Here is a 21,963-nt window from a genome sequence, read left to right as displayed (position 1 = left end):
CTATGAATCTCCCCTCCTTTCTCTGGTTATGGAAAATTGCCGCTTGGTCGATGGGATTTGCCCTCTTTGCCTATTTTTTACTGGCAGTTTCGGGGGTAAACATGGGTTATCGACGACTTGCGGGCCAATCTCGACCAAAATGGTTAAGATCCTTTCATCTCCTCAGCGGCCTGATCATGGTTGCTTTGGTCTTAATTCTGCTGGGAATCGGATTAGTGGGAACAATCGGTCATTATGGCAGTTTAGGCCACTCTTCCCACCTGATAGCGGGTTTATCGGTGGTTTTTCTGGTTTTTGTTTCGGCAATTAGCGGCCTGAACATTACAACTCGTCCACCTCTAGCGCGGTCTCTCCACATCGGCACTAATCTTTTATTGTTTCTTGGTTTTCTTTTTGTTACCCTAACAGGATGGGATGTAGTCCAAAAATATCTACAATAAAAATAGTCGGCGATCGAGTGGAGACTGTTTGATCAAGAAAAACTAGCCATCTCATCCCGACAAATCGCTTTTTAGTGACAGAATACTCACCCCCAAATCATTATGCAAACCGTCGAATCACAAGCTATTAACACGATGTCAGTGCCAAAAAAAGGGCTACCGGTAACAATTATTACTGGGTTTCTGGGTAGTGGTAAAACTACTCTTCTCAATCATATTCTCAGCAATCAACAGGGATTAAAAACTGCTGTTCTTGTCAATGAATTCGGTGAAATCGGTATCGATAACGAACTGATTATCAGCAGTGATGACAGCATGGTAGAATTAAATAATGGCTGTATTTGCTGCACGATTAACGAGGATTTAATTCAAGCGGTTTATAAAATTCTCGAACGTCCCGAAAAAATCGATTATTTAGTCGTAGAAACCACAGGATTAGCCGATCCTTTACCGGTAGCCTTAACCTTTTTAGGGACGGAATTACGCGAAATGACCCGTTTAGATTCCATTGTCACCATGGTGGATTGTGCCAATTTCAGTCTCGATTTATTCAACTCGCAAGCGGCCTTAAGTCAAATCACCTACGGTGATATTATTGTTCTCAATAAAACCGATCTAGTGGATGAAGGGGATGTGGATTCTTTAGAAATAAGAATCCGGGACATGAAGGAAGGAGCGAGAATTCTTCGTACTAGCAAAAGTCAAGTCCCTTTACCCTTAATTCTCAGCGTCGGACTATTTGAATCGGATAAATATTTCGACACAGAAGAAGAACACCACGACCATGATCACCACGACCACGATCACGACCATTGCGATCATGATCACGACCATGATCACGATCATGATCATCACGACCATTCCAATCATTTAGAGGTGGATGGATTTACTTCTATTTCCTTTGCTAGTGACCAACCTTTTTCGATTCGGAAGTTCCAATATTTCCTCGATAATCAGTTACCGGAAAGCGTTTTCCGCGCTAAGGGTATTCTCTGGTTTGATGAAAGTCCTAAACGTCATATTTTCCACCTTAGTGGTAAACGTTTCACTCTCGAAGATGACGAATGGAAAGGTAGTCCGAAAAATCAGCTAGTTCTTATCGGTCAAAATCTCGATCATGAAACCCTAAAAGAACAGATTAACAATTGTCTCAGTTTACCTGCTGTCAATCGCGGTAAAGGATTTGGGAAATAAACCCCGCTTTGTAAATCTACTAAGTTGGGATTTTTAAGGGGAAACTCTCTGCTAAAGTCGGGCGTTACTTTCGATTTTTTCCCTCAATCCAAGCTTTTGGGGGGTTCTACCCCCCAAACCCCCCGTTGGGGGCGTGGCGCCGCCCCCAAACCCCCCGCGCATTAGCTTTTCGGTGGGATGCTTACAGGCAGCTGCTGATCCATTTGTCATCATCTAAAAGTCACCGATAATTGCTGATTGTCGGTATTTCTGCCTTCCTAACTCCTGACTCTAAGGACAATTTTTTGATTTTTACAAGAGGTCTATTGACCTTCTTGAGGTACTTTTCCCCCTAAAGATTCTACGATCGAGCGCGTATTTTCTTTCAGCATTTTTACATAACTATCCCCCCTAGTACCCACCGCGCCGATCGAATCAGAATATAATTGTTGTGGTGCTAATTTCACCCCCGCTTCTTCCGCTACCGTGGTAATTAAAGCGGGATTAATAGTGGTCTCGGCAAAGATAGCAGCAACCTGGAGATTTTTAATAGCATCGGCTAGATTTTTCACTGTTTGGGCGCTAGGTTGTTCTTCGGTACTAATACCAATTAAAGTTCCCGCTACTTTTAAACCATAGGCATGAGCATAATACTGAAAAGCGTCATGAGTGGTGACTAATTGTCTTTGGGAAGGGGGGATAGTTTCAATAGCCGCAGCAATCCAGCGATCAAGGTTTTCTAATTCTGCGATTAATTGGGCGGCATTTGCAGTAAAAATCCCTTTATCTTCGGGACTTAATTCAATCAATTGATCTCGGATTTTTTCCACCATGATTATCCCATTTTTCGCCGAACCCCAAACGTGGGGATCGGGGACTTTCTGCCCCTCTTTTGCCAGTTGTAAAGGCTTGATTGCTTCTCCCACGGCCACTTTTTTCGCCTTAATCCCCGTAGAATTGATCATTTTAATTAACCCCGGTTCGAGATTATAACCGTTATAGAGAATTAAATCGGCTTTTTCTAAAGCGACACTATCGGCGGGAACTGGTTCATAAACGTGGGGATCATCCCCCGGTTTTAAAATGTCTTGATGGTCAATTTCTTCACCGCCCACTCGTGCGGTTAAATCGGCGATAATTGTGCTAGTGGAGATTACCTTGGGTTTTTGGTTATCGGTGGTATTAACCGAGGGATTACAAGCAACCAATCCCAAAAATAAACAGGATAAAATTAGTTTTTTCATCGGGAAATAGAGATGAGGGTTTAGGGGTTAGAGATGAGGGTAAATGGCATTGATATCTATCTTGATTTTTTTCCTGACTAAAGACTCCTTTTACCATTAAAATAGAGAATAGAGAAGGTGTAAATTCAAAAGACATGGATAACCAAGCCCCGATTAAACTCCCGAAAACCAGCGAATCCGACCACCTCAAGCGCATTCGTCACACCACCTCCCATGTGATGGCCATGGCGGTGCAGAAATTATTCCCGAAAGCCCAAGTTACTATCGGGCCTTGGACTGAAACTGGATTCTACTACGATTTTGATGTGCCAGAACCTTTTACCGATAAGGATCTCAAGGAAATCAAAAAAGAGATGGTCAAAATTATCAATAAAAAACTGCCAGTGATTCGCGAGCAAGTTTCTCGGGAAGAGGCGGAAAAGCGCATTAAAGCGATTAATGAAGCCTATAAGCTGGAAATTCTGGCGGGAATTCAAGAACCCATCACCCTTTATCATCTTGGGGACGCTTGGTGGGATTTGTGCGCCGGTCCGCACCTAGATAATACAAGTGAACTAGACCCGAAGGCGATCGAATTAGAGACGGTAGCGGGTGCTTATTGGCGCGGGGATGAAAATAAAGCCCAATTACAGCGCATTTACGGCACAGCTTGGGAAAATCCCCAACAATTAGCCGAATACAAGCGCCGCAAGGAAGAAGCACTAAAACGTGACCATCGGAAATTAGGCAAAGAATTAGGTTTATTTATTTTCTCTGATTCTGTCGGTCCTGGATTGCCTTTATGGACACCCAAAGGAACTTTAATTCGTTCTTTGTTAGAAGATTTTCTGAAAAAAGAACAGTTAAAACGCGGTTATTTACCCGTAGTTACTCCCCATATTGCTCGCGTGGATTTGTTTAAAATTTCCGGTCACTGGCAAAAGTACAAAGAAGATATGTTTCCCATGATGGCAGACGATGAGGAATCTGCTAGTAAGGAAATAGGATTTGTGCTTAAACCGATGAACTGTCCTTTTCATATTCAAATCTATAAAAGTGATTTGAGATCCTATCGGGAATTGCCGATGCGTTTGGCGGAATTCGGGACAGTTTATCGTTACGAACAATCGGGAGAATTGGGAGGATTAACTAGAGTTCGCGGTTTTACCGTCGATGATTCCCATTTGTTTGTCACTCCCGAACAATTAGACAAGGAATTTTTAAGCGTTGTTGATTTAATTTTGACGGTGTTTAAGAGTTTACAATTAAAGAATTTTAAGGCGCGATTGAGTTTTCGTGACCCCGAATCGGATAAGTATATCGGTTCCGATGACGCTTGGGAAAAGGCACAATCAGCGATTAGAAAAGCGGTGCAAACTTTGGGGATGGATTATTTTGAGGCTCCTGGAGAAGCGGCTTTTTATGGTCCAAAATTAGACTTTATTTTCCAAGATGCCCTCGAAAGAGAATGGCAGTTAGGAACGGTACAGGTAGATTATAATTTACCCGAACGTTTTGAACTAGAATACGTTGCCGAAGATGGTAATCGTAAACGTCCGGTGATGATTCATCGCGCCCCCTTTGGTTCTTTGGAACGTTTAATCGGTATTTTAATCGAAGAATACGCGGGGGATTTTCCTCTTTGGTTAGCCCCTGTCCAGATACGATTATTACCGGTTAGTGATAGTCAATTGGATTACGCTAAAGAGGTGACAGCGAAAATGCAATTGTTAGGAATTCGGGCCGAAACCGATACCAGTGGCGAACGTTTGGGTAAAATGATTCGCAATGCTGAAACCGCAAAAATCCCCGTGATGGCAGTGGTGGGGGCAAAGGAAATGGAAAGTAATAGTTTAAGTATTCGCACCCGTGCCACGGGCGATTTAGGAGTAATTAGCGTCGAGGAAGTGGTGGCAAAATTAGAAAGTGCCATCCAAAATCACGGTAATTTTTAAGCGTTTGCTTATCTAATTCTATGGGGACAGAAAATATTTCTGTCCCAGTATTTTTGATCAACCCAGGAGATTTTTATTGATTACCCTTTAGGTATCATCATCTTTTTTAAAGGGATTTTCCCCAATGCCTAGGCCTTTTTTGCTCTGTTTTAAGTCTTTCCAGAGGGCTTTAATTTTTTGGTAGGCTTCTAGAGAACTGATTTTGCCCCCGGTTTCCAGATTACAAATAAAACTGACTTTTTGGGCAAATTCCTGTAAATTGGCGTTAAATAGCAAGTTTTCTGGCTTAAATTCTCCATAGTAGGGGGCGCGAGGATAGAGAAAATTCTCCTTGCGGCGATCGGGGAGATTCGGGTTATCATCGTTAGGAGGATTCTGATTCATAGGGCGACGGCGGGTAATTTTGCGGAATTTCTTTAGATTTTTCGGTAATGGTAATGGGAGATAATATCAGTTGTTGGCTATCATTGAGGATTTAAGTAGAAACTTTGCTGATTCGCCAAAAATTGACACTTAAATCGTGACACTTTTTGGTTATAGGTTAAGATTCGGTCGCAAAATGTTGACAGTTATCTTTAAGCAGCAATTATACATTATTTTTTTCAACAATCATCTCCCCGATGATATAAATTTTTTGTCTAGGTTGATCGCCAAAATTTGCTGCTGCCGCTATCTGATTAACCATCGATTTTCGTTTATCAATTGCCGAGGATGATAACTATGGAAAAACTCTATGAAGGCAAGGCCAAAATTCTCTATCAAACCGATGATCCCGATATTCTCCTTACTTATTACAAAGACGATGCCACCGCTTTTAATGCCCAAAAACGTGGGCAAATTGTCGGCAAAGGAGAAATTAACTGTACTGTCTCCACTGCCCTATTTCAATGGTTAGAATCCCTAGGAATAGCTACCCATTATATTGATCGCCCTAGTTCTAGGGAAATGCGCGTCAAGGCGATTAAAATCATTCCCTTGGAAGTAGTAGTCAGAAATATCGCCGCTGGGAGTTTGTGCAAGCAAACGGGATTAAAGGAGGGGAAAGTTTTACCTTTTCCTCTCGTAGAATTTTACCTCAAGGATGATGCTTTGGGCGATCCTTTGTTAACGCCCGATCGCATAAAAGTGATCGATATTGCCAGCGAGGAGCAAGTCAATCAGTTACGAGATTTAGCCCTGCAAATCAATCAATATCTACAGGAATTTTTTGATAAGTGCCAGATTATTCTCGTCGATTTTAAGTTAGAATTTGGAGTTGATAAAACGGGCAAAATTTATCTAGGTGATGAAATTAGCCCCGATACCTGTCGTCTCTGGGATAAAACCCAAGAGGATGCCCAAGCGCGTATTCTCGATAAGGATCGTTTTCGTCGCGATTTAGGAGATGTGGAAACTGCCTATCAACAAGTACAAGCAAGAGTTTTACAACAGATAGAGAGTTTATAACTTTAGGGTGTGTTAGCGAGCGCGTAACGCACCTTAATTGAGATTAGCAATTTAATAATTTATGTCGAGAAGAATTATCGGGTTAACAGGGGGAATAGCCTGTGGTAAATCCACGGTTTCCAATTATTTAGAAAATATCTACAAAATTCCCGTCCTTGATGCGGATATTTATGCCCGGGAAGCAGTGGAAAAGGGTTCGGCAATTTTAGAGAGAATTTTTGTGCGTTATGGCAGAAAAGTTAAAACTGAGGATAATTCCCTTAATCGCCAACAGTTAGGAGAGATTATTTTTAATAATCCCGAGGAAAAAATCTGGTTAGAAAGTCAGATTCATCCCTACGTTAGAGAATGTTTTAAGCGGCATTTAGAGCAGTTAGAAGCCCCGATAGTTGTTTTTTCCATACCTTTATTATTTGAAGCCAAATTAACCTATTTAGTCACAGAGATTTGGGTGGTTTCCTGCGGTTTAGAGCAACAAATTCAACGCTTAATGACTAGAAATAACTTAACTAGGGAACAAGCGATCGCTCGGATTAATAATCAAATGCCTTTAGCCGAAAAAATTGCCTTAGCTGATATTGTTTTGGACAATTCCGGGGATTTAGAAGCTTTATATCCCCAGATCGATCGAGCTATACAATAGGGATTAATCTTAAAACAACCAGGCAAATTTTCCCACCCCGAATTTTACATAGAGAATAATTGCCAAAACCAATAAAAATAGAAAGCCAATAATTAATAAATAGTCTTTATTGGTTAAGATTGATTCCTGTAAAAATGTGCGATCGGGATCACCAGAGAAAGCCTTAGCCTGTAGAACTACCTCTAATTTTTGCGATTTAGCCATAGCGTTTAAAATTAAAGGTACAGCGATAGAAGCATAAATTTTTCCTTTTTGTAACCAACCCATTTTTTCTATTGCTAATCCTCGTAATCTTTGAGCAGAAATAATCGAGCGAGATTCTTCTACTAGGAGAGGAAATAAACGCAGGGTAGAGGAAAAAATAAAGACTATTTTGTAGGGAATTCTGGCTTTAGTTAAACTCACCATCATCTGATTTATATCAGTGGTAAAAATAGCGAGGGGAATAATTAAAACCATGGTGAGAGTTTTAAAGATCACATTTAAACCGTAGAGGGTTCCCTCGACAGTCATTTGAGCAGAACCGATAGTTAATAAGGGAGTTAATTCAGTTTTTCCCGTTAAAGCTTTTACCTGTTCCACATTAAAAAATCCCATGGTAATTAATAAGAATAGATAAAAAGGAGCCATGAATTTAAAAATGGTGAGGAGATAAGACCATTTTACCCCCGCCCAGAGACAAGCTAAAGCGACAATAAGAGTTAGTAAACCGCCAGCGAGGGGACTTTCCCAAGTAAAAGCGATGAGAGTAACCACGATCATCATGGTTAATTTTGTCCGAAAATCTAGGCGAGTAAAAGGAGAATCTTGATCGACGGTTTGCCAGTTAAATGATTGCATAATTAAGAAAAAAGTTAGTAAGGGAATGAGTTAATTACCCATCCCCATCAATCCCCTAGGAAGGGTTAGTAATTCTCTTCATTTGCTCTTGAATTTCGGGGTTATAAATCTGGAGATAATTCCAATAATTACCAAACACCGATTCTATATAACCCTTAGTTTCTCTAAAGGGAATATTCTCGACAAATTGATCGGGATCGCTAAAATCAAAACGCTGTTTCCATTTGGAAACTGCCCCAGGTCCGGCGTTATAACTAGCCACGGCAAAAAGTGAATTTCCAGCGAATTTGCCGTGGGTATAATCGAGATACCATGTCCCCATCATAATGTTATCTTCGGGATTAGTTAAAGAATAACTTTTATTGCCAGTATTACCCGCGATATATTTACCCGTATCGGGCATAATTTGCATTAATCCCACTGCCCCCACAGGAGAACGAATTTCTTTTTCAAAGCGGGATTCTTGCCGGATTAAAGCCGTCACGAGCAGGGGATTTAATTGTCTATCTTTTGACCATTGTAGGATGCTATTGTAGTAGGGAAAGGGGAATAAAGCGTGCCAGTATTTATCATTTTGTCGCAGGGCTTTCCATGCTTCCCTTTCCTCTGGGGTATCTCTTTCTCGCAAGCGCCAAATCAGGTTAATTCCTTCTAAATTTTGATTGCGAGAGAGTTTATAGACACCGAGGTTAAATTGTTCGTCAACGGTTAAATTCCAAGGATCGACAATTTCTGCTTGGAAGAGATTCCAAGCATCCGTATCTTCACCAATTCGATATAATTCCTTGAAAGCTTCCGAACCAGCGGGGGGATCGTTACGAGTGGCGGGTTTGACGGTGGTAGGATTATAGGAGCGGACAGTGGTAAAATCCCCCACGTCCCAACCTAATAAAACCGCCGAGCGCCAAGCATAATAGGAATGGGGATGACGAGAAATAGTGTAGGTAAAAGCTTGTTTTGCTTCTTGGTTTTTGCCGAGTTTTTGCGCCCATTTTCCCACCCAAAAGGCCGCTTTCGGGGCAGTTTGACTATCGGGATTATTAACCGCAATTGGCTGCGCCCACTGCCACGCCTTGGCGTAATCACCGGATTTAGCGGCTCTTTGGGCCATTAACCAGCGATAATCGGCGGCTTCGTCGGATTTTGGGTATTTATTTAATAAAGTCTGCCATGTTTGACTAGCGGCCTGGGCATTAGTTGAGTTGAGTAATTTGGCCTTCGCTTCCAAAGCTTCCGGAGCGCGATCGGGAAATTGCTTGACAATGCGATCGAGATATGCTATGGCATCGCGGTTAGGAGAAATCTGGGCGAGTCGCAGTAATCCTAAACCGGTTTCTGGGGCCTGGGGATAGGTTTTAATTAATTTTTGGTAGGCGCTGCGAGCTTCTGGCAGTTTTTTGGCAATTTGTAGCCCGCGGGCGTAACGATAGGCTTGTTCGGGGCTAGGAGTGGCTTTAGCGTAGGCTTTATAGGCTTTTTCGTACAATCCAGACTGCCAATAACCCGCCCCAATCATTGCCCAATCCGCTGGAGTCAACTGCTCGGCGTAGTCTTTCACCAAACGATCGCGGGCTTGATTGAGGGTAGGATCAAAAGGATTAGCCTTGGCTAACTGTAACCATAGGGGAAATTGATCGGGATTTTCTTGAAGACGTTGGCGAATTAAAGCCAAAGTGCGCGGGTGTCGGGGGTATTCCTTGAGCAATTTTTCCTGATAACTGGGGTCGTATTTGCCCAAAGAGTAGTAAGCTTCCGCCACTACGGGCGATTGGGGATAGGTTTTAATTAATTTTTGCCAAATTTCTCGCGCTCTTTCACTATCATTGCTTAATTCCTGGGCTCGTCCCTGTTTGAGGAGAATCTGGGGAGCGAGGACAGGATATTGTTTTTCTAAGCCTTCTAATTGTTTTAAAGCCGGACCCCCTTCATATTTTCTCAATAAATCCATAGCCAGGAGATAGCGGGCGCGACTACGATCTAAAGAGGGCGCATTGGCATCGGCCACATCTTTTAACTTGACATCTCGCTCGGTTTGTGGTAAGAAAGCGCTATCAACCACGGCAGAGGGTTGGTTAGGATCTTGGCTAGGAAGCGAGGCACTATTGCGATCGAGCCAAGCGAGAATTTTCGGGTGAAAGAGAAAGAGACTGGTGAGAGTAAAAAGCGCAACCCCAGAACCTAGTCCAAGAAGGAGCGGGGTGTGAGGGGGGAATTTCTTAAACATTACCTTAATTCAAGACAGTAGCTCAACATACATTATCAATGATCGTGGTGACAGGTTGTTTGTTTCAATCAGGTTGGGGGTTGTTCAGTTATCAGTAAGCAGTAATCAGTAATCAGTGAACTGAAAACTCCCATCTGATAACTGGTAACTGATCACTGATCCCTGAGATATGGTACGCTAAACAGGATTTAAGTATTATTAATGATTGCTATGAAACAGCGCGGCGTGACGGTTTGGTTAACGGGATTGAGCGGTGCGGGGAAAAGCACGATTACCGAGGCATTAGAGGCAAAATTAATCGCTGAAGGCTATTCCATTGAAGTTCTCGATGGCGATATAGTACGGACGAACCTAACCAAAGGTTTAGGATTTAGTAAAGAGGATCGCGATGAAAATATCCGTCGCATTGGTTTTGTGTCTAATTTGCTCACCCGTCACGGTGTGATTGTCCTAGTTTCAGCTATTTCTCCCTATCGTGAGATTCGCGAGGAAGTAAGGGGTAAAATTGGCAGTTTTGTCGAAGTTTTCGTGAATGCTCCCTTAAGCGTCTGTGAGGAGCGCGATGTGAAAGGATTATATAAAAGAGCGCGTGCTGGCGAAATCAAGTCTTTTACGGGAATTGATGATCCCTATGAACCACCTTTTAACCCAGAAGTGGAATGCCGCACCGATTTAGAGACTTTAGAGGAAAGTGTCGCCAAAGTCTGGAACAAATTGACGGAATTAGGCTACATTCATCAAGCTGTGGCGGTTTAATCGCATCATAACTTTGTATTATTGAAAAACATCGTAGGGACGTGGACTAAAAACGTCTCTACTCCCCGATTAACCCCTTAAGCCAATTTGTTAGTCAATCTCCTTTTTTTCAGTACCTAAGCAAAGTTAATTAGATCTCTGGCTAAAGTGCAAGACTGTCTAAACAGTGATCAGTAAACAGTAAACAGTAAACAGTGAAAAGACAGTAGGAAACTTCTATTTAATACTGCTCACTTAAAACTTAAATCTGATAACTGATAACTGATAACTGATAACTGTCTCGACTAGCAAATTAATTTTGCAGGAATACTTAAGTAGGTGGGTGGAATTAAATATAAAATGAACGTAGGTTGGGTTGAAGCATGAAACCCAACGCCCGCATGGGTTACGCTACCGCTAACCCATCCTACAAATAATTGTGCCTACCTACTTAATAAGTAAGTATTTATAATTGAAGAGAAGATAGATTTTGCCTTTGATCCCCCCTTAATCCCCCCTTAATAAGGGGGGTGCCGACAGTTTTTAACACCTACCTACATATTTAAAGGCGATAAATTATTTTGAAATCTCGCTCTAGTTATTGGAACCTCATTCCCTATCTCCGTCCCCAAACCCAAACAATTATTTTGGCGTTCATCTGTACGATCGGATTTACGGTATTTTGGCCGATTTTAGCTTGGTTAGCTGGACAAATGGCCAGATATATCGGTGAGGGAAATGTGCAAGCATTGGCCACACTTTCGGGGGTGGGGGCAGTGGTTTTTTTGCTGCGGGGAATGTCTCAGTATGGGCAAGATTCCCTGATGGCAAAAGCTTCTTTAAAAATTGCCCTGGAATTAAGAAAAAAAGTTTATGCACACCTGCAAACCCTCGGCTTAAATTACTTTGAAACGGCAAAAACCGGTGATTTATCCTATCGTTTAACGGAAGATATCGATCGCATTGGGGAAGTAATTAACAAATTTTTCCATGATTTTATTCCCTCAGCCTTACAGTTAATTGTCGTCTTTGCCTATATGTTTATTGTTAACTGGCAATTGACAATCGCTGTCATTATTATCGCTCCTTTGTTAGGAGTTTTGGTGGGATTTTTTGGTGAAAAATTATTACAATATGCTCGTCGCGCTCAGGCGAAAATATCTAATCTTTCTTCGTTATTAACCGAAGTTTTTGGCGGTATTCGTGTGGTGCAAGCTTTCGCAGCTGAAGATTATCAAACCGAGCTTTTTGCCCAAGAAGCGGAGGAAAATCGCCGCGCTCAATACCTATCAGAATCCACCAAAGCTTTACAATACGTCGTGGTGGGATTTTTGCAAGCGATGGGAGTTATCTTTTTATTCTTCCTTGCGGGTTGGCAAATTTCCCAAAAGAATTTAACTGGTGTTGACTTTGTTAGCTATGTGGCAGCGGTGGCAATGTTAATCGATCCTATCGCCCATATTACCAGTAATTATAATCAATTTAAACAGGGTCAAGCCTCCATGGATCGGATTTTTGAATTGTTAGCTATTTTGCCAACAATTACGGAAAAACCCAACGCGATCGATCTGCAACTCCATAGCAAAGAAGTTGAATATTGTCAAGTAAATTTTTCTTACAATGAGGACAGACAGGTTTTAAAAAATATTAATTTTACTGCACACGCTGGCGAAATGATTGCTTTAGTAGGAGCATCGGGAGCGGGAAAAACCACTTTAGTTAATCTTTTATTGCGTTTTTATGACCCCACTGCCGGCAAGATTTTAATCGATGGGGTGGATATTCGTGATGTGACTTTAAAAAGTCTCCGGCGACAAATTGGCGTAGTTTTACAGGAAAATATTCTCTTTTCTGGTACTATAGCCCAAAATATCGCTTTTGGTCAGGGAGATTTTAATCTGCAAGAGGTGGAAAAAGCGGCAAAAATCGCCAACGCTCATCAATTTATCGGTGAACTTTCCCAGGGTTACTATACCTATGTGGGAGAAAGGGGTGTTAATTTATCGGGTGGACAAAGACAAAGAATCGCCATCGCGCGAGCGGTTTTATCTAATCCGAGAATTTTAATCTTAGATGAAGCGACTTCGGCGCTCGATTCGGAATCGGAAGCTTTAGTGCAGGAAGCTTTAGAAAGAATTATGACGGAGCGCACGGTATTTGTTATTGCTCACCGATTAGCAACTGTCAGAAAAGCTAACCGTATTTTAGTTTTAGAAAAGGGTGAAATTATTGAGGTGGGTAATCACGAGGAGTTATTAAATCTTAATGGTCGTTACGCTCAATTTCATGCTAGACAATTTCAAGATTAGTCTATTTGGCATTAAGAGTTGGGCTCTTCTAGGTTCTGTGTGATAAGTTTAATTGACATAGGATCGATCGATCTTTGTGTCCTTTGTGTCTTTGTGGTTCGTTCCACCCCCTCGCTCTTGAGAAATGTATCTTAGAATACATTTTACCCACCAAAGCTGGGAGAGCCGATATTTTTCTGTTCCCTCTACTTAGGGTTTTTTTCGGGGAATTCCTCGCAAGGTTAAAACATCATCGAGGGTGGAACAATAGTTTTTTAAACCAAAATCGTCAGGAGTATAGGTTTTAATGTGGGTGAAGTGGCGATAATTCATGGCAAAGCGGTCCCATGCTTCCATCTGCAAGTTAAAAACTTTGATAAAAAAGTTAGCAATGGTTAAAGATAAAGGAATGCGAAAGTAGATTTTTTTGTTTAAATAAGTACAGATTTCCTCCACTGCTTGGTTAGCTGTTGTGCGTTGATTGCCTAGGACAATTTTGCTTTCTGGTGCGGGATTTTCGATTAAATAATTCACCACTTGAGCTATATCTTTGGCATGGATAAAATGAAAACTGCCATCAGCTTGAAACCAACGCACTAAACCGATATATTTCAACACATCCGGTAAACCACCATAGATATGAGAATAGGGTTTATTTTCGTCACCACCTAAGACAAAAGTGGGGTATAAAGTGATAATTTTATCGGCAATTTCTAGGTCAGTAAATTTGCTATAACAAATATATTTGGTGCGGATATAATTAGTTCCTATTTCCCCAGCTTCGGGCAAAAGTTGGTTATTTTGATTGAGAATGCTGGCAGTAGAAAAATAGAGGACTTTCTCGCAGATTTGAGCATCTAAATAACTAATTAATTCTAGGGTTTTTACCACATTAATCTGATAACTTTCCTCCTCTCCTCCCCAACTGGTAGCGATTAAAACCGCTATATTCATTGTTTTTAAAAGCTCGGCATATACCTCGATATTTTCCATATCGCCTAAAAGTATATGAACATTTGATCGCCCTTCGTAACTAAATTTTAACTTCTCGGCATTACGCACTAAAAAATATAATTCATAGTCGGGATTTTCCAGTAAAATCTCAGCGATATAATGCCCAATACAGCCACTCACACCCGTTAGAAATATTTTTTTCATTATTTTAATTGATACGGCAGAATTTAGGGGACAGTTTGAAAGTAAAAAGGGAATCAAGAGTTTGGATTTTGGAGAGGTGCATCTAAACTTTGCAGAAATATCAAAAATGAGTAATGGTCAGTGACTCTTAAATTATTACAAATATATCAGCAGCTGCGTGTAAGTATCCCACAAAAAAACTAATGCGCGGGGGGTTCGGGGGAGGCGCTTCGTCCCCCGACGGGGGGTTTGGGGGGTAGAACCCCCCAAGAGTCTGGGTTGGAAACAAACAACCTAGAAAGCACAGTTTTTCAACAGAAGTTATCAGAGAATCCCAACTTAGTAGATTTACAATTATGAGATGCACTCTTAGGTGTTGGGTGTTAGAGACGATTTCCTTACCTCCTAACCCCTATTCCCTAAACCTTGATCACGACATCCTAGGCGTGAACTGCTAATAATTTATCCGCTTGTTTAGCAGTTTCAAAGAAGAAACGCACGTTATCTTCAGGAGTTCCCACCAAAACACCATGACCTAAATTAAGAATATGACCTTGATTACCCGCTTTACGAATAGTATCAAGAATCCGCTCGCGAATAAAGGACTGGGAACCGAATAAAACCCCCGGATCGATATTACCTTGAACCATCATCGATTTACCTAAACGCTGTCTCGCTTCCGCCATATCGACGGTCCAATCGACGCTGACAATATCAACCCCCGATTGAGCCATTCTTTCCAAAACGCCGGCACTGCCACTAATGTAGAGAATTAACGGTGTATCGGGATGGGTTTCTTTCACCAAACGAACTACTTTTTGTTGATAGGGTAAGGCAAAAACATCGTAATCTTGGGGAGTTAATTGACCCGCCCAAGAATCGAACATTTGTACCACTTGCGCCCCACAATCGATTTGATAACGGACATAAGTGGCGATCATATCCGCTAATTTATCTAAAAATTGGTGCAGTACCGAGGGTTCCGAAAAAGCCATCCCTTTAATCACAGAATAACTTTTAGAACCTTTCCCTTCCACTGCGTATGCTGCTAAAGTCCAAGGCGCTCCGACAAAACCGAGGACAGTGGATTTATTTCCCACCTCTTGACGCAGGGTTTTTAAAATCGTTTTGATAAAAGGTAAAGACTGATCGGGATCGAGGGGATTAAGTTGGTCCACCTGCGCTTGAGTACGAATGGGAGAATCGATAATCGGCCCCTTACTTTCGATAATATCAAAGGGAATACCAATTCCCGCCAAGGGAGTGAGGATATCGGAGAACATGATCACCCCATCCGGTTGAAAAGCGCGCCAAGGTTGCAGGGAGATTTCGATCGCTAAATCGGCATTTTCCGATCTTTCCCGAAAACTGGGGTATTTATCCCGCAATTCTCGATAAATCTGCATATAACGTCCTGCTTGTCTCATCATCCACACGGGAGGACGGGGTAAGATTTCTCCTTTGGCAGCGCGTAATAAATAAGGTATTTCAGGGGAGTCAGTCATATCAGGATGATTATTCTATTGCCTTTTCTACGGTATCATCCCCCGTACAGCTAATTTTTCTGGTTTTTCCTTAAGAATTGTTAACGAAAATTATCTCCCCACCCTGGGGTGAATTCGACGCAATCGCAAGGCATTCGTCACCACGGAAAGGGAACTTAAAGCCATGGCAGCGCCGGCAATAATCGGATTGAGCAGAAAAGGATAGAGGACTCCGGCAGCGATGGGAATGGCAATCAGGTTATAAATAAAAGCAAAAAAGAGATTTTCTTTGATATTTCGCATTGTTGCCCGACTTAACTCAATAGCGGTCACAATTCCCTGTAAATCTCCCGAAATTAAGGTTATATCGCTGGCGGCGATCGCTACATCGGTCCCTGTGCCAATGGCAATACCTAAGTCCGCTTGCGCCAATGCGATCGCATCATTGATGCCATCTCCAACCATGGCGACAATTTTCCCTTTTTTCTGCAAATATTCAATTTTTTCGGCTTTTTCTTGGGGACGGAGTGCGGCAAAAAAGCGCCGGATACCCAACTCGCTGGCGATCGCCTCTGCGGTTTCGAGGTTGTCCCCCGTCATCATCATCACCTCTAAGCCCATTTTTTTGAGCTTGGCGACCACTGAGGAAGAAAAAGGTTTTAAAACGTCGGAAATGGCGATCACCCCCTCTAAACCCCCGTTAACCGCTATCCAAGCCACGGTTTTTTTCTGCCATTCCCAATCGTGGGCGACTTTTTTAAGAACTTTTGTTTCAACTCCTTGACGTTCTAACCATTGTTGTGTACCGATTTGCACGAAATCCGACCCGACTTTTCCCTGCACTCCTGCCCCAGTTATTGAGTCAAATTCGGTTACTTCTAGGGTTTTAATGGCGTTTAACCGCCCATATTTAACTATTGCTTCTCCTAACGGATGTTCAGAATGATTCTCCACCGATACGACTAACTGCAGCAGCGATAATTCCCGTCCATCCCCCACCCCCTCGCGAGTCAAGAAGTCCGTCACCGTTGGTTTACCCTGGGTGAGAGTTCCCGTTTTATCGAGGACAATGGTAGTGATGCCATGGGCTAATTCTAAACTTTCGGCATTTTTAATTAAAATTCCCTGTTTTGCTCCCTGTCCTGTTCCCACCATAATCGAGGTAGGTGTAGCTAATCCTAGCGCACAGGGACAAGCGATAATTAGGACTTCCACCATTGTAATCAAAGCGAGGGTGAGATTACCCGTGCGGAGAATCCAAAATAAGAAAGTTATTACCGCAATAATCATCACCACCGGCACAAAATAAGCGGTCACTCGATCGACTAATCTTTGTATAGGTGCTTTTGATGCTTGTGCGGTTTGTACTAATTGGACAATCTGAGCTAAAACCGTATCTTTTCCCACCCGTAACGCTTGCATTTGTAGGCTACCGGTTTTATTAATTGTCGCACCGATTACCTGTTGATTGACGGTTTTTCGCACGGGTAAACTTTCCCCTGTCACCATCGATTCATCAATGCTAGAACTGCCCTGGATAATTATGCCATCGACGGGAATTTTTTCTCCCGGACGCACTAAAATTATATCTCCTACCTTCACCTCTTCTATTGGTATATCTAGCGTCTGTTCTTCCCTAATTACCCTAGCAGTTTTTGCCTGTAATCCCATTAATTGTTTAATAGCGGCGGCCGTTTCTTTTCTGGCACGTTTTTCGAGGAAACGACCGAGTAAAATCAGAGTAATGACGATAGCTGATGCTTCGTAATAGACATGGGAATCAAACCCCTGTTTTTCGATAAAATCGCTCCCGAAGGTTAAAAACAGGGAATAAAAATAGGCGGCACTGGTTCCCAAAACTACTAAAGTGTCCATGGTGGCAGTGCGGTTTTTAAAGGCTTTCCAAGCATTTTTATAAAAACTTTGACCACACCAAAATTGGACGGGAGTAGCGAGAATTAATTGGAATAAGGGAGCGTGTAACCAGTGGGGAATAAAAGATAGAGATAAACCCGTCATCATCGGCAAAGAACCGATAAAAAGTATAATACTAATAACAATAGCGATCGATAGTTTGGTGAGAAGTTCTTTTTCTGGCCTGGATTCGAGATTAATTTCTGTTATCGGTGTAGCTTGGAAACCGGCATCACTAACTTTTGCTTGAATAGTGTTAAGATCGGTACGCTTGGGATCATAGTCCACATCCACCTGTTCCATGCCAAAATTAACTTGACATCGAATCACTCCGGGGATAGATTTAATTATCCGTTCGATCGAATCAGCACAACCAGCGCAACTCATCCCGGCGAGTTTGAGAGTTTGATGGGTCATAATTTTAATAGCAGCGGAAGTCAGCAAGAAAATCCCCTGCAGCAGAGTTATATCTTTAGGATAAAATATTCCCCTAGCTGCAGGGTCAAGAATCCTTTGTTAATTTTTCTGAATAGATATGAAGAAATGTCAAAAAGAGTGCTTGTATTTTCCTAACACACCCTTAATTTTTATGGACAAATTTCAATTAACCCCACTCTGTTGCGTATCTTGACCCTGCAAAGCATCGGCAGCAGAAACACCATCACCCTGAAAACCAAAATACCATAAAGTAGCGGCAGCTTCAGCGCGAGTTACTGGTCTTTTTGGCTGAAATAGGGTAGTAAAACCAAAAACTCGCCGAATATTGGCTTGTTCGGCATTTTGAAAATCGGCATAAAGAGCGCGCACCAGCTGCGGGTTAATTTTATTAGTATCCTGAAAACCCCAAGTATTTTTAATCGTATCAAGATTGGCACTCGGTAAAGCTTTTCTAATATCTAATGGCACTTTCCAAGCGATTAAATCTTCCCGGGTTAAAGGAGCATTGGGACGAAATAAAAGGGCGCTACTATCTCCCGTTAAAGGAGAGGGAATTAACCCCGCTTCCGCTAATCCTTGAATATAAATATAATCGGGATCGTTATTTTTAACATCACTAAAAGCTGGGGAACTATTGGGAGTAGCTAAACGGATTTGTTTACCCGCTACATTAGCATAAATGGCATTATTAGCCTGTAACAACCAGCGAGCAAATTCTCGGCGCGTTATTGTATCATTAGGGTTAAACTGATTGTTATTACCTGTTAATACTCCTAATCTAGCTAAGTCTTGAATGTGGCTTTTTAAGGGATTAGGTAAGGATTCGAGATCGTTAAAACTGGTGGGATTAAGATTGGGTAAAGGGGAAGAAATAGGGGAAGAAATAGGGGAAGGACTAGGGGAAGCAATCGGGGTTCCCGTTGGACGATAATCGAGGCTATATTCGGTATTGGGAGAAGTGGCAGTTATGGTGATAGTTAATTCTAAATTATCTCGACGGGCCGTTAGGGTACTATTGACTCCCTCCCCAGAAAAGGGAGTAATAATTTCCCAATTATTATTAACTAATTCCTGTTGATAAAAAGCCTCGATCGCATTGCTGGGATCGTTGGATTGCCAACGGGTTTGTCCACCAGTATTATCAGGATTTGTCTGCACGGATAATAATTCTGATTGACTATATCGAGGAATTTCTGCGGGAAAATTTGTGGGTAATTGCTTGTTATTAGGAGAGTTTTCTGATATTGGATTTGTTTGTAGATTAGGATCGGCAGCCAGACGATTTTCTAGGGCAGGATTGCCACTACAGGCTGCTAAAATGCCCAGCAGAGTGATCATTGTACTGTAGCGAATAAACTTACTCACGGTCTTTACCAATATTGTTTCCTTAGCTTTATCCTAGCCTATTTACTCAGGTTTTTGACTAGGGAAAATTCTGCGCCACCATTGACGTAATTTCCCCAGGAGAAATCCTCCTAAACCTTTTGTGTATTTTTCAAATTTGTAGTAAAATAAAATGTCGATTATATCCTGAGTGGAAAGGTGCTTGAGATAGGATAATCCTTGATCAATACGCGCATCACTATATTTTAAATAAACTTTGCGACTGAGGCGATCGGATAAATTCCATTTTGGTTGAAAATATTCTTGCATCCTCTGTTGATAAGCGACAAAACTACTCGATTTTCCCTGTAAATATTCCTCCATGTATTGACAAGCAATTTCGGCTCCTTTCATAGCATGGCGAATACCTTCCCCTCCTAAAAAGTTAACCGTAGAAACCGCATCACCAATCGCTATAATATTCGGTTCTTGATAATAAATATCTTGCAGATTGAGCGAATATTCTAAAATAGAACCATGAATGTCGATTATATCATATTTAGAGAGATTCATATAGGTTTGAATAATTTGTGTAATATAACTTTTTAAAGGCTTAACTTCATCAATATAAGGATGTTCTCCCTCTAACCAAGCAGCTCCTATTTTTAATTGCTGATTATCCATAGGAAAAATCCAGCCATAACCTTTAGGACTCCATTTATGACCGAGAAAAAATACTAAATTATCTTGATATTTTTGATAATCTCCTTCTGGCACAGCAATTAAATATTCAATTCCTAAACCCTTTAAAAAATCAGGTTTTTCTCGTCTATATTTATACATAACTGCTCTAGCGTATCCAGTAGCATCAACCAATAAACGAGTAGTAACTGTCTCGATTTTCTCGCCTTTTGATTTCAAGAAAACAGTTAGCTGATCCTCCGTCTGTTGATATTTCAGATAACGACAACCTAAACGAACTTCTCCCCCCCAACGCAGCACTTCCGCCGCTAAAAACTCTCGCAATTTGGCAAAATCAAAAACTACCCCTAAAGGTTGCGCTGATGACCAAAAATGATGTATGCTAGTGGAGATAATTTCGATATTTTTCCAAAACCTAGCCACTACGGTTTCGGGGAGATTGAATTGTTCTAAAATTTCTAGGGGAGAAGCGGCACTAGAAAAGTTATTATCTTGCCAACTAGAATGTTGTTCCACTAAAAGAACACGATAACCTTTTTCACTTAATAATCTGCCACAGTGACCTCCCGCCGGTCCCCCCCCAATAATTACTACATCATAATCCATGATTTACTCCCTCGGTTAATCTTGCTAACTTGCTTTTATTTTACCCTAAATTGCCCTCTATTAAACCCCAAACTGGTTAAGCTTTTGTGCATCTAAATTTGATCCTCTTTTTGACCTTTTCCCTATTTCCTCATCGAAAGCTGACTATCTTATGACATTTTTCTTATTATTAGTTACCTCTCTATCGTTGATAATTTGGTTATATTTAATCTTAGCTAGGGGACAATTTTGGCTATCTAACCAAAAAATTAATCCTGTCACTTCTCCTTTAACAAATTATCCAAAAGTCTCGGCAATTATCCCCGCACGAAACGAAGCCGACGTTTTACCCATCAGTTTAGCTTCCCTCTTTAACCAAGATTATCAAGGAGAATTTTCCATTATTTTAATTGACGATCAAAGCAGTGATGGTACGGGAAAAGTTGCTCAAAAAATTGCTGATCAATCTCATAAATCTGACCAGATAACTATTATTTATGGACAACCTTTAGAGATAGGATGGACGGGTAAATTATGGGCAATGAAACAGGGAATAACAGAGGCTACCGAGAAATTTGCACCCGATTATTTTCTCTTCACCGATGCCGATATTGCCCACGCACCAGATAATTTAACCCAATTAGTTACTAAAGCAGTACAAGAAAAACAAGCTTTAGTTTCCCTGATGGTGTTGCTACGCTGTGACAGTTTTTGGGAAAAATTTCTTATTCCTGCCTTTGTTTTTTTCTTCGAGAAACTCTATCCTTTTGCCCTAGTTAATAACCCTAACTCCCCGATAGCAGCCGCCGCCGGGGGTTGCATTTTAATTCGCCGAGATACACTAGAAAAAATTGGCGGTATTGAGATTCTTAAACAAGCTTTGATTGATGATTGTTCCTTGGCAATTGCCGTTAAAAAATATCTACAAAATCACCCCGAAAATACCGATAAATCTATCTGGCTAGGATTAACAGAAACCACCTATAGTCTCCGTCCCTATCCCGATTTAGCCAGCATTTGGAATATGGTAGCACGCACCGCCTTTACACAACTAAATTACTCAATACTTTGGTTAATAGGGACAATTTTCGGGATGTTTTTAACCTATTTAGCTGCCCCCTTGGGCTTAATCTGGGGATTGGTCTTAAAAGAAAGATCAATTATTATAATTAGCGCCGTCACCTTATTACTAATCGCCCTCTCCTATAGCCCGACTTTAAGACTATATAAATTATCCCCTCTGCGGGCTTTAACTTTACCCCTAATTGCCCTCTTTTATAGTTTAATGACTGTGGATTCTGCCCTCCGTTATTGGCGCGGTCAAGGGGGAGGTTGGAAAGGGCGAGTTTATCCTAATTAGCTGGTTATAATTAAATTAAAAATGGATTTTAGGTTTGATCCCCCCTGCCCCCT

Annotated in this window: 17 protein-coding genes; 8 read left to right on the top strand and 9 right to left on the bottom strand. The window is 41.5% G+C overall.

What is annotated here, in order from left to right:
• Positions 1 to 2: 2 nt before the first annotated feature.
• Together myaer_RS02900 and myaer_RS02895 are read left to right on the top strand one after the other, a co-directional pair.
• Positions 3 to 440 carry a DUF4079 domain-containing protein gene (locus myaer_RS02900; protein WP_046660890.1) on the top strand — a complete coding sequence of 146 codons (438 nt, stop codon included), beginning with the start codon at positions 3 to 5 and terminating at the stop codon, positions 438 to 440.
• Positions 441 to 542: 102 nt separating this feature from the next.
• Positions 543 to 1,634 (top strand): CobW family GTP-binding protein, encoded by a 1,092-nt coding sequence (locus tag myaer_RS02895; RefSeq protein WP_046660889.1) that lies wholly within the window; start codon positions 543 to 545, stop codon positions 1,632 to 1,634.
• A 302-nt stretch (positions 1,635 to 1,936) separates the two neighbouring features.
• On the opposite strand, the gene myaer_RS02890 is transcribed toward myaer_RS02895, so the two are convergent.
• Entirely contained in the window at positions 1,937 to 2,857 is a 921-nt protein-coding gene (locus myaer_RS02890) for a metal ABC transporter solute-binding protein, Zn/Mn family (RefSeq protein WP_046660888.1), read from the bottom strand.
• Between the two features lie 134 nt (positions 2,858 to 2,991).
• Here myaer_RS02890 and thrS point away from each other — a divergent pair, with 134 nt between their 5' ends.
• Positions 2,992 to 4,791 carry a threonine--tRNA ligase gene (thrS, locus tag myaer_RS02885; protein ID WP_046660887.1) on the top strand — a complete coding sequence of 600 codons (1,800 nt, stop codon included), beginning with the start codon at positions 2,992 to 2,994 and terminating at the stop codon, positions 4,789 to 4,791.
• An 87-nt stretch (positions 4,792 to 4,878) separates the two neighbouring features.
• On the opposite strand, the gene myaer_RS02880 is transcribed toward thrS, so the two are convergent.
• Entirely contained in the window at positions 4,879 to 5,175 is a 297-nt protein-coding gene (locus myaer_RS02880; RefSeq protein ID WP_046660886.1) for a DUF7219 family protein, read from the bottom strand.
• A 336-nt stretch (positions 5,176 to 5,511) separates the two neighbouring features.
• Between myaer_RS02880 and purC the strand changes: the two genes are divergently transcribed.
• Together purC and coaE are read left to right on the top strand one after the other, a co-directional pair.
• Entirely contained in the window at positions 5,512 to 6,237 is a 726-nt protein-coding gene (purC, locus tag myaer_RS02875; RefSeq protein ID WP_080949797.1) for a phosphoribosylaminoimidazolesuccinocarboxamide synthase, read from the top strand.
• A gap of 61 nt (positions 6,238 to 6,298) precedes the next feature.
• Positions 6,299 to 6,880 (top strand): dephospho-CoA kinase, encoded by a 582-nt coding sequence (gene coaE / locus myaer_RS02870; protein ID WP_046660884.1) that lies wholly within the window; start codon positions 6,299 to 6,301, stop codon positions 6,878 to 6,880.
• Between the two features lie 9 nt (positions 6,881 to 6,889).
• Here the strand turns inward: coaE and myaer_RS02865 are convergent, their stop codons facing one another.
• Positions 6,890 to 7,720 carry an energy-coupling factor transporter transmembrane component T family protein gene (locus tag myaer_RS02865; protein WP_046660883.1) on the bottom strand — a complete coding sequence of 277 codons (831 nt, stop codon included), beginning with the start codon at positions 7,718 to 7,720 and terminating at the stop codon, positions 6,890 to 6,892.
• A 55-nt stretch (positions 7,721 to 7,775) separates the two neighbouring features.
• Positions 7,776 to 9,944, bottom strand: coding sequence for a transglycosylase SLT domain-containing protein (locus tag myaer_RS02860; RefSeq protein ID WP_046660882.1), 2,169 nt, complete (start codon positions 9,942 to 9,944; stop codon positions 7,776 to 7,778).
• A 210-nt stretch (positions 9,945 to 10,154) separates the two neighbouring features.
• On the opposite strand from myaer_RS02860, the gene cysC reads away from it, so the two are divergent.
• Positions 10,155 to 10,700 (top strand): adenylyl-sulfate kinase, encoded by a 546-nt coding sequence (cysC, locus tag myaer_RS02855; RefSeq protein ID WP_046663584.1) that lies wholly within the window; start codon positions 10,155 to 10,157, stop codon positions 10,698 to 10,700.
• Between the two features lie 560 nt (positions 10,701 to 11,260).
• The gene (locus myaer_RS02845; RefSeq protein WP_046660881.1) at positions 11,261 to 12,988 is read left to right on the top strand and encodes an ABC transporter ATP-binding protein; all 1,728 of its coding nucleotides are present in this window, start codon (positions 11,261 to 11,263) and stop codon (positions 12,986 to 12,988) included.
• 189 nt (positions 12,989 to 13,177) lie between these two features.
• On the opposite strand, the gene myaer_RS02840 is transcribed toward myaer_RS02845, so the two are convergent.
• The 5 genes from myaer_RS02840 to myaer_RS02820 form a co-directional block, all read right to left on the bottom strand.
• Complete coding sequence (locus myaer_RS02840) at positions 13,178 to 14,125, bottom strand: NAD-dependent epimerase/dehydratase family protein (protein WP_046660880.1); 948 nt, start codon at positions 14,123 to 14,125, stop codon at positions 13,178 to 13,180.
• A 419-nt stretch (positions 14,126 to 14,544) separates the two neighbouring features.
• Complete coding sequence (gene hemE / locus myaer_RS02835) at positions 14,545 to 15,609, bottom strand: uroporphyrinogen decarboxylase (RefSeq protein ID WP_046660879.1); 1,065 nt, start codon at positions 15,607 to 15,609, stop codon at positions 14,545 to 14,547.
• A 90-nt stretch (positions 15,610 to 15,699) separates the two neighbouring features.
• Positions 15,700 to 17,919, bottom strand: coding sequence for a heavy metal translocating P-type ATPase (locus myaer_RS02830; RefSeq protein ID WP_080949704.1), 2,220 nt, complete (start codon positions 17,917 to 17,919; stop codon positions 15,700 to 15,702).
• A gap of 183 nt (positions 17,920 to 18,102) precedes the next feature.
• Positions 18,103 to 19,317 carry an S-layer homology domain-containing protein gene (locus myaer_RS02825; protein WP_080949703.1) on the bottom strand — a complete coding sequence of 405 codons (1,215 nt, stop codon included), beginning with the start codon at positions 19,315 to 19,317 and terminating at the stop codon, positions 18,103 to 18,105.
• Positions 19,318 to 19,347: 30 nt separating this feature from the next.
• The gene (locus myaer_RS02820) at positions 19,348 to 20,571 is read right to left on the bottom strand and encodes an NAD(P)/FAD-dependent oxidoreductase (protein ID WP_046660877.1); all 1,224 of its coding nucleotides are present in this window, start codon (positions 20,569 to 20,571) and stop codon (positions 19,348 to 19,350) included.
• A 151-nt stretch (positions 20,572 to 20,722) separates the two neighbouring features.
• Here myaer_RS02820 and myaer_RS02815 point away from each other — a divergent pair, with 151 nt between their 5' ends.
• Positions 20,723 to 21,910, top strand: coding sequence for a glycosyltransferase (locus myaer_RS02815; protein ID WP_046660876.1), 1,188 nt, complete (start codon positions 20,723 to 20,725; stop codon positions 21,908 to 21,910).
• Positions 21,911 to 21,963 lie beyond the last annotated feature (53 nt).

This window comes from Microcystis aeruginosa NIES-2549 (assembly GCF_000981785.2).
In the GTDB taxonomy this organism is placed as follows: Bacteria; Cyanobacteriota; Cyanobacteriia; order Cyanobacteriales; family Microcystaceae; genus Microcystis; species Microcystis aeruginosa_C.
This window is presented reverse-complemented; position numbering and strand designations above follow the sequence as displayed.

What these genes read in the sequence shown, in the direction of transcription:
- myaer_RS02900 (WP_046660890.1), top strand. Translation starts at nt 3, where the DNA reads ATGAATCTCCCCTCCTTTCTCTGGTTATGGAAAATTGCCGCTTGGTCG.
- myaer_RS02895 (WP_046660889.1), top strand. Translation starts at nt 543, where the DNA reads ATGCAAACCGTCGAATCACAAGCTATTAACACGATGTCAGTGCCAAAA.
- myaer_RS02890 (WP_046660888.1), bottom strand. Translation starts at nt 2,857, where the DNA reads ATGAAAAAACTAATTTTATCCTGTTTATTTTTGGGATTGGTTGCTTGT.
- thrS (WP_046660887.1), top strand. Translation starts at nt 2,992, where the DNA reads ATGGATAACCAAGCCCCGATTAAACTCCCGAAAACCAGCGAATCCGAC.
- myaer_RS02880 (WP_046660886.1), bottom strand. Translation starts at nt 5,175, where the DNA reads ATGAATCAGAATCCTCCTAACGATGATAACCCGAATCTCCCCGATCGC.
- purC (WP_080949797.1), top strand. Translation starts at nt 5,512, where the DNA reads ATGGAAAAACTCTATGAAGGCAAGGCCAAAATTCTCTATCAAACCGAT.
- coaE (WP_046660884.1), top strand. Translation starts at nt 6,299, where the DNA reads ATGTCGAGAAGAATTATCGGGTTAACAGGGGGAATAGCCTGTGGTAAA.
- myaer_RS02865 (WP_046660883.1), bottom strand. Translation starts at nt 7,720, where the DNA reads ATGCAATCATTTAACTGGCAAACCGTCGATCAAGATTCTCCTTTTACT.
- myaer_RS02860 (WP_046660882.1), bottom strand. Translation starts at nt 9,944, where the DNA reads ATGTTTAAGAAATTCCCCCCTCACACCCCGCTCCTTCTTGGACTAGGT.
- cysC (WP_046663584.1), top strand. Translation starts at nt 10,155, where the DNA reads ATGAAACAGCGCGGCGTGACGGTTTGGTTAACGGGATTGAGCGGTGCG.
- myaer_RS02840 (WP_046660880.1), bottom strand. Translation starts at nt 14,125, where the DNA reads ATGAAAAAAATATTTCTAACGGGTGTGAGTGGCTGTATTGGGCATTAT.
- hemE (WP_046660879.1), bottom strand. Translation starts at nt 15,609, where the DNA reads ATGACTGACTCCCCTGAAATACCTTATTTATTACGCGCTGCCAAAGGA.
- myaer_RS02830 (WP_080949704.1), bottom strand. Translation starts at nt 17,919, where the DNA reads ATGACCCATCAAACTCTCAAACTCGCCGGGATGAGTTGCGCTGGTTGT.
- myaer_RS02820 (WP_046660877.1), bottom strand. Translation starts at nt 20,571, where the DNA reads ATGGATTATGATGTAGTAATTATTGGGGGGGGACCGGCGGGAGGTCAC.
- myaer_RS02815 (WP_046660876.1), top strand. Translation starts at nt 20,723, where the DNA reads ATGACATTTTTCTTATTATTAGTTACCTCTCTATCGTTGATAATTTGG.